Source organism: Alcanivorax sp. HI0083 (genome assembly GCF_001635175.1).
Genome location: NZ_LWFX01001020.1, coordinates 1 through 2,674 on the forward strand (window position 1 = coordinate 1; position 2,674 = coordinate 2,674).

At 57.3% G+C, this 2,674-nt stretch carries 1 protein-coding gene and 1 pseudogene; one reads left to right on the forward strand and one right to left on the reverse strand.

The genetic code is table 11. The features are described 5' to 3' along the window. Positions 1-225: 225 nt before the first annotated feature. The gene (locus tag A3754_RS12725) at positions 226-1,881 is read right to left on the reverse strand and encodes an electron transfer flavoprotein-ubiquinone oxidoreductase (protein ID WP_063519991.1); all 1,656 of its coding nucleotides are present in this window, start codon (positions 1,879-1,881) and stop codon (positions 226-228) included. Positions 1,882-2,346: 465 nt separating this feature from the next. Here A3754_RS12725 and A3754_RS12730 point away from each other — a divergent pair. Then, positions 2,347-2,674 (forward strand): annotated as a pseudogene (locus tag A3754_RS12730) (electron transfer flavoprotein subunit beta/FixA family protein); the annotation flags it as partial.

Here is a 2,674-nt window from a genome sequence, read left to right on the forward strand (position 1 = left end):
GCCTCCGCTGGCGATGATGGATGCGCTTGATTATCGCATTCGTCTGGCCTGGTACCGCCTGCGCAAGAACCGTGCGCAGCAGCGTGCCCGGGTGATCCAGCGTCTGCAGAGACCTCTGGCCTGACCCTTTTTGCCGGGCTGTCAGGGTTTGACAGTCCGGCCATAACAAAAAAGGCGCCTGAAAAGGCGCCTTTTTTGTTTGTGACACGGAAGCCGTGACGGGAATTACATGTTCGGGTAATTCGGGCCGCCGGTGCCTTCCGGGGCCACCCAGTTGATGTTCTGGGTGGGGTCCTTGATGTCACAGGTTTTGCAGTGGACACAGTTCTGGGCGTTGATCTGGAAACGCTTGTCGCCCGTATTCTCGTCTTCCACCACTTCGTACACGCCTGCGGGGCAGTAACGCTGGGCCGGCTCGTCCCACTTGGGCAGGTTAACCTCAAGCGGCACGCTGGGATCTTTCAGCGTCAGGTGACACGGCTGATCTTCTTCGTGGTTGGTGTTGGACAGGAATACGCTGTCCAGCTTGGCGAAGGTGATCTTGCCGTCCGGCTTCGGGTAGTCGATCTTCTTGCTCTGGTCAGCCGGCTTCAGGGTAGCGTGATCCGGGGTGGTATCGCGCATGGTGAAGGGCAGCTTGCCATTGAACAGGTTGATGTCCACAAAGGCGAAAGCGGAGCCGACCAGGTTGCCGAACTTGTGCTGGGCCGGGCCGAAGTTGCGCTGCGCGTGCAGTTCTTCGTAAACCCAGCTCTTGTCGAAGGCATCCTTGTACTCGGTCAACTCGTCGCTGCCACGACCGCCCTTGAGAGCTTCCGCCAGAACTTCGGCGGCAATCATGCCGGACTTCATGGCCGTGTGAGTGCCCTTGATCTTGGCAAAGTTCAGCGTGCCAGCATTACAGCCCACCAGCAGGCCGCCGGGGAAGGTCATCTTGGGCAGGGACTGCAGGCCACCCTTGGAGATGGCGCGGGCGCCATAGGAGACACGCTTGCCGCCTTCCAGATGCTTTTTAATTTCCGGGTTGGTCTTCCAGCGCTGCATCTCGTCGAACGGTGAGACGTGCGGGTTGGAGTAGGCCAGATCGGTGATCAGGCCCAGGGCCACCTGGTTGTTTTCGATGTGGTACAGGAAAGCACCACCCGGGGAGCCGGATTCAGTCAGCGGCCAGCCAGCGGTGTGAACGACCAGCCCTTCCTGGTGCTTGGCCGGGTCAATGTCCCACAACTCTTTGATGCCGATGCCGTAATGTTGCGGATCGGTGCCTTCGCGCAGGTTGAATTTTTCCTGCAGCTGCTTGCCCAGATGACCACGGCAGCCTTCAGAGAAGATGGTGTACTTGGCGTGAAGCTCCATGCCCGGGGTGTAGCTGGGCTTGTGCTCGCCGTCATGGCCGATGCCGGAATCGCCGGTGGCGATGCCTTTTACAGAGCCGTCTTCGTTGTACAGCACTTCGCTGGCGGCGAAGCCGGGGAAGACTTCGATGCCCAGGCCTTCGGCCTGCTCGCCGAGCCAGCGGCACAGGTTACCCAGGGAAATAATGTAGTTCCCTTCGTTGTGCATGGTCTTGGGAACGAACAGGTTGGGCACTTTCTGTGCCTTTTCCGGGCCGGTGAGGAAGAAGATCTCGTCGCCGGTTACCTTGGTGTTCACCGGGGCGCCCAGTTCCTGCCAGTTGGGGAACAGTTCATTCAGGGCGCGCGGCTCAAGTACCGCACCGGAAAGGATATGGGCGCCCACTTCGGAGCCTTTCTCTACCACAACAACACTGATTTCCTGACCAGTTTCCTGGGCGATCTGGCCCAGACGGCAGGCAGTTGCCAGACCGGAAGGACCGGCGCCGACGATGACTACGTCGACTTCCATAGATTCGCGTTCCACAGCCTGTCTCCTCGCTATCAATTGCGTGTTTGGCCCGGAAGCCACTGAGAAAGGCGTTCTGACATTTGCAGTAACAGAAAACCTTTCTCAATGGCCGACCGAGACCAGCCTTGGGGGTGGCGCGGAGTATATAGAGATAGAAGAAACCACACCACTACTGGGGTTGGCCCTGCGGACGCGAACTTGTGTCAACATTTGAACCGGCGCAGGGCACTTTCAAACAAGTGTTTGGATTATCTCTTGCTAGATGGTTGATTTACAAGAAAATCGCCGACCGACAGGTCACAAAAAGTGGACACTTTGTGTGGTCTATTTGCAGCAAAATCATCTGCTTACAGATTTTCGGCCTATTGACCTGCTGTGGGCGAGCGTTCAAGATAGCGGCTCTTTCGCGGGGGTGGACCCGGCAACGGCGTCATGTCGCCTCCTTCTACAAGTCACCCAATGGAACATTCCGAGGATCCTATGAAGGTTCTTGTACCTATCAAGCGGGTCGTTGACTACAACGTCAAGGTTCGCGTGAAGGCTGACAACACTGGTGTTGATCTCGCCAATGTTAAAATGGCCATGAATCCCTTTTGTGAAATCGCTGTAGAAGAAGCGGTGCGTCTGAAAGAAAAGGGCGTGGTTACCGAAATCGTTGCCGTTTCCATCGGTCCCAAGACCGCTCAGGAACAGCTGCGTACGGCTATGGCTCTGGGCGCTGACCGCTCCATCCTGGTCGAAACTGACGAAGACGTTCAGCCGCTGGGCATTGCCAAGGCGCTGAAAGCCATCGTTGATGAAGAAAAGC